Annotated in this window: 4 protein-coding genes and 1 pseudogene; 1 reads left to right on the top strand and 4 read right to left on the bottom strand. The window is 69.3% G+C overall.

Features of this window, described 5'->3' with window-relative positions; all coding sequences use genetic code 11:
• The 4 genes and pseudogenes from B2X67_RS13870 to B2X67_RS13885 all read right to left on the bottom strand — a co-directional run.
• Positions 1 to 976: pseudogene (locus tag B2X67_RS13870) on the bottom strand (hypothetical protein); the annotation flags it as partial.
• Between the two features lie 48 nt (positions 977 to 1024).
• Positions 1025 to 1816, bottom strand: a complete 792-nt coding sequence (gloB, locus tag B2X67_RS13875) for a hydroxyacylglutathione hydrolase (protein ID WP_286785854.1) — start codon at positions 1814 to 1816, stop codon at positions 1025 to 1027.
• Positions 1817 to 1878: 62 nt separating this feature from the next.
• Complete coding sequence (locus B2X67_RS13880) at positions 1879 to 3447, bottom strand: GMC family oxidoreductase (protein ID WP_286785855.1); 1569 nt, start codon at positions 3445 to 3447, stop codon at positions 1879 to 1881.
• A gap of 10 nt (positions 3448 to 3457) precedes the next feature.
• Positions 3458 to 4018, bottom strand: coding sequence for a twin-arginine translocation signal domain-containing protein (locus B2X67_RS13885; protein ID WP_282339810.1), 561 nt, complete (start codon positions 4016 to 4018; stop codon positions 3458 to 3460).
• 245 nt (positions 4019 to 4263) lie between these two features.
• On the opposite strand from B2X67_RS13885, the gene B2X67_RS13890 reads away from it, so the two are divergent.
• Positions 4264 to 4599 (top strand): ribbon-helix-helix domain-containing protein, encoded by a 336-nt coding sequence (locus B2X67_RS13890; protein ID WP_090224798.1) that lies wholly within the window; start codon positions 4264 to 4266, stop codon positions 4597 to 4599.
• Positions 4600 to 4621 lie beyond the last annotated feature (22 nt).

A 4621-nucleotide genomic window follows, 5' to 3' on the forward strand; every position in this document is an offset into this window, starting at 1 on the left:
CGCTCTTCCGAAGCCAGTGGCCGCGATCCGCGCTGGCGCTCAGTTGCAGGTCGCCCTGGACCTGGCCGACGTCCGGCAGCGGCCAGGGCTGCGGCAGGTGCGCGTCGATCCGCGTGCTGCCGCTGGCGACGCCCAGGTCGCTGGCCCGTAGCGCGCCGGCGGGCAATTGCAGCCGCCAGTCCACCGCCAGTTGCATCGCCTCGGGCGCTAGCGGCACGCGCTGTTCCGAGAGCAGCATCCATTCGCCGAGCCATTCCACCAGCCAGGGCGCTTCCTGCAGGTTGGGCACCGACAGCTGGCCACTGAGCGACTGGCCATCGGCGTTCGCCGCGAGGGCGACCAGCAGACTGGCACGCGGCTGTTCGTCGATCGCCAGGCCCAGCGACAGGCGCGGCGCCTGGCGATCGCCTTCGAGCAGGCCGAGCAGCTGCAGCTGGCGGCCGTCGCGGTCGAGGTTCAGTTCGAGGCTGGCCGGGAACAGCGCGGCGCCGGCGTGGCGCAGGCTCAGCGAACCCAGCAGGGCGCAACGCCCGGCGGCGCAGGGCAGGTTGGCGTCGATGCGCTGGATGTCGAAGCGCCGCGGCAGCCATGCCGGCAGCTCGGGCAGCGCCGCCAGGTCGAACGCCGCGGCCTCCCCGGCGTCGGCCTGCGAGGGCGTGTCGAGGTCGATGTTCAACTGGCCGATGCGCAGGCGTCCGCCGTCGCGCCAATCCAGCAGCAGGTCGTCGATGACCAGGTACAGCCGCGCGCCGTCAGCGCCGCGCCGCTGTAGCGACAGGCGCTGCGCCTGCACGCCGTCGGCGCTGATGCGCAGCCCGTTCAGGTCGAGGCGCTCGATGCCCTGGCCGTGCAGCAACCGCGCCCAGGCGAGGCTGAGCAGGGCCAGCAGCAGGAGCGCCAGCAACGCGGACCAGGCGGCGATGCGTCGGCGCGAGCGGCGTTTCGGGGGCAGGGCGGGAGCGGTCAGCGGAATCACCGGGCGGTGGTGCGTGGGCGTTCAGGGTGGCGTGCGCGCCTCGCGAGATCAACCCGGAAAGCCGTTCTTCCATTCCCGCAGGGCGGCGAACACCGCCACCGGATCGGCCTGCTGGCAGCGGCTGAAACGTGCCGCGGCCTCGCGCACCGTGGCCTCGCCGGTGCGCAGGAACGGGTTGGTGGCGCGTTCGCAGGCGAGGTTGGACGGCAGGCTGATGCCGTCGTGGGCGCGGATCGCCTCGGTCTGTTCCAGCCGCTGGCGCAGTTCGCGGCTGTCCGGTTCCACCGCGCAGGCGAAGCGCAGGTTGGCCAGGGTGTACTCGTGGGCGCAGAACACCTCGGTCTCGCCCGGCAGCGCGGCGAGACGGGTGAGCGAGTCGTGCATCTGTTGCGCGCTGCCCTCGAGCAACCGTCCGCAGCCGCCGGCGAACAGGGTGTCGCCGCTGAACAGCCAGGGCCGCGCGCCTGCCGTGCCCGGCAGGAAGTAGGCGATGTGGTCGAGGGTATGGCCGGGAACGCCGATCACCTCGATGCGCTGGCCGAGCGCCGCGCAGAGGTCGCCGTCGTGCAGCGTCAGGTCGAGCGCGGGGATGCGCCCGCCGGCCGGGCCGATCATCCGGCAGCCGGTGCTGCGCTTGAGCGCCGCGATGCCGCCGGTGTGGTCGTCGTGATGATGGGTGACCAGGATGTCGGCAAGCTGCCAGCCCGGATTGCGTTGCAGCCAGTCCTGCACCGGCTCGGCGTCACCCGGATCGACCACCGCGCAACGCCGCTGGGCAACGTCCTGGAGCAGCCAGATGTAGTTGTCGGCGAAGGCGCGCAGGGCCTGGATGCAGAGCATGGCGGTTCTCCGGTCGGTGAGAGGCGTCCCGCAGCGGCGCGCGGGCGCCGCTGCGGGGCGGTTCAGGCGGCATTGGTCTTCAGCGACTCGGCGATGTAGTCGGCCTGGCGGATCGCCAGGCTGACGATGGTCAGCGTCGGGTTCTCCGCCGCGCTGGTGGTGAACTGGCTGCCGTCGGAGATGAACAGGTTCGGCACCTCGTGGCTCTGGCCGTGCTTGTTGACCACGCCGTCGTCGGCCTTGGCGCTCATCCGGCAGGTGCCGAGGTTGTGCGTCGACGGGTACGGTGGCACGCGGTGGACCTTCTTCGCGCCGACCGCCTGGTACAGCGCCTCGCCCTGTTTGAACGCGTGCTCGCGCATGGCCAGGTCGTTCGGGTGGTCGTCGTAGTGGACGTTGGCCACCGGCATGCCGAAGGCGTCCTTGACGCCGTCGTTGAGGGTGATGCGGTTGCTTTCGCGCGGCATGTCCTCGCCCACCAGCCACATCCCGGCGAGGTGCGTGTAGCGGTCCATCACGCCGGTGAAGTCGCGGCCCCAGGCGCCGGGGTTGAAGAACGCCGCCATGAACGGCAGGCCGAGGGAGATGGTTTCCATCTCGTAGCCGCCGGCGAAGCCGCGCGAGGTGTCGTGGCGGTTCTCGTCGCTGATGATGCCGGCCATGATGGTGCCGCGGTAGAAGTGCACCTCCTCGTCGAACTCGGCGAACACCGAGCCGGTGGTGTGGCGCATGTAGTGCTTGCCGACCATCCCGGCGCCGTTGCCGAGGCCGTGGGGGAACAGCGCCGAGGCCGAGTTGAGCAGGATGCGCGGCGTCTCGATGGCATTGCCGGCCACCGCCACCACGCGCGCCTTCTGCCGCTGCAACTGGCCCTTGGCGTCGGCGTAGACCACCGCGCTGGCGCGGCCCCGGGCGTCGTGCTCGATGCGGATCACCTGGGATTCGGCGCGCAGTTCGAGCCTGCCGGTGGCTTCGGCGGCGGGGATCTCGGTGTACAGGGTCGACCATTTCGCACCCATCTTGCAGCCCTGGAAGCAGAAGCCCAGTTGCTGGCAGGAGGCGCGGCCGGCGCGCGGCTGGCTGTTGATCGCCATGCGCCCGGTGGAGCAGTGCTGGTAGCCGAGCTTCTGCGCGCCGGCGTACATCACCTTGAAGTTGTTGTTGCCGGGCAGGCCGGGGATATCGTTGGTGCGGGTCACGCCCATCTTGTCCTCGGCGCGGGCGTAGTAGGGCTCGAGTTCCGCGAGGGTCAGCGGCCAGTCGAGCAGCTGGGCGTCCTTGAGTTCGCCATAGGTCTCGCGGGCACGGAATTCGTGTTCCTGGAGGCGCAGGCTGGCCCCGGCCCAGTGCGTGGTGGTGCCGCCGACGGTCTTGCAGATCCACGCTGGCAGGTTGGGGAAGTCCTTGGCGATGCGCCAGCTGCCGGAGGTGGTGCGGGTATCGCTCCAGGCCAGCTGGTTGAACGAGGGCCATTCGTCGTTGACGAAGGTGCCCTGGTTCTGCCGCGCGCCGGCTTCCAGCAGCACCACCGGAATGCCCTTCTGGCAAAGTTCGTTGGCCAGGGTGCCGCCGCCGGCACCGGAGCCGATGATCACCACCACCGAATCGTCGTCATGCTGATAGGTCGTCATATCGGGTTCCTCAACCGTAGGGAGCGGGGCTGGCGTCGGCCGGCGGGTTGGGCAGCCAGGACAGGTCGTTGAAACCCCGGTGCAGGTAGCCGCCCTTGGGGAAGGAGGCGCCCTCGTAGCCGAAGTGGTGGTAGGCCAGCTCGTTGCTGTAGAGGGAGTTCACCGCGATGGCGCGCACCTGGGTGAAGAACGGCTGGTCCTGGATGGCTTCGAGGATCGCCACCTGGCGTGCCTCGTCGAGACGCGTCCAGTCGCCGCCGGCGCGCGTGTCGAGGTCGGCGACGCCCTTCTTCAGCAGCTCGGCGAGGCCCGGATCGGCGGAGGCCTTGCTGTCGATGTCCTTCACCGTCAGCGCGTAGACCGCGTCTTCCATGTCGTCGTGGGGGTAGATGCGCCGCAGCATGGCGAGCAGGCGCTGGCCGGTGGCGCTGTCGAGGGTGCTCAGCTCCAGCGCCCAGCTCTGGCTGGGGGCGAGCAGGGCGATGGGTCCGGAGCTGAACAGCAGGGTTCCCATCAACAGACCGCCACTCCCCTGTAGGAAGCGGCGGCGACTCAGTGCGAGATCGCTCATCGGATTCTCCTTCTTCTTGTTTTTGTCAGGGGAAGGTCGCGAGGGCGCCTTCCTGCCGTGGAGATCATCCTAGGGCAGTTCGTTACGGCGGCTGGTAATAGCGAATTACTACAGTCGGGCAAACTGGCGGATATTTACCCGAGGGGTTATGGTCGAGACGCGAGCGGTCGCCTGACCGCGACGGACAACAGGCCTTGCCGGCGCGCCCGGCGAAGAAAAGGTCGTGAAACCGGAGTACAGCCACCATGTGCAACATCTACGTGTCGACCGATCCCAGCCTCTACGAATGCCAGACCCGCTCGGTGCGCATCCAGGGCGTGGTCACCAGCGTTCGTCTGGAAAACGAGTTCTGGTCGATCCTCGAGGAAATCGCCGCCGGCGAAGGCTACGGCGTGCCGCAATTCATCAACCAGGTCTACGAGGAAGTCATCCTGCGTCGCGGCGAGGTGAACAACCTGGCGTCGCTGCTGCGGGTGATCTGCACCGTGTTCCTCGCCAACGGCCGCGAGTCCGCCGCCCCGGCGCAGCTGATCGCCCTCGCCCCGAACCGCGCCGTGAGCGGCGTGCGCCGTAGCGCCTGAGTAGCCGGGCGCCGGCGGCCTG

This window comes from Pseudomonas sp. UBA3153 (assembly GCF_002364635.1).
In the GTDB taxonomy this organism is placed as follows: Bacteria; Pseudomonadota; Gammaproteobacteria; order Pseudomonadales; family Pseudomonadaceae; genus Pseudomonas_O; species Pseudomonas_O kuykendallii.

What these genes read in the sequence shown, in the direction of transcription:
- B2X67_RS13885 (WP_282339810.1), bottom strand. Translation starts at nt 4,018, where the DNA reads ATGAGCGATCTCGCACTGAGTCGCCGCCGCTTCCTACAGGGGAGTGGC.
- gloB (WP_286785854.1), bottom strand. Translation starts at nt 1,816, where the DNA reads ATGCTCTGCATCCAGGCCCTGCGCGCCTTCGCCGACAACTACATCTGG.
- B2X67_RS13880 (WP_286785855.1), bottom strand. Translation starts at nt 3,447, where the DNA reads ATGACGACCTATCAGCATGACGACGATTCGGTGGTGGTGATCATCGGC.
- B2X67_RS13890 (WP_090224798.1), top strand. Translation starts at nt 4,264, where the DNA reads ATGTGCAACATCTACGTGTCGACCGATCCCAGCCTCTACGAATGCCAG.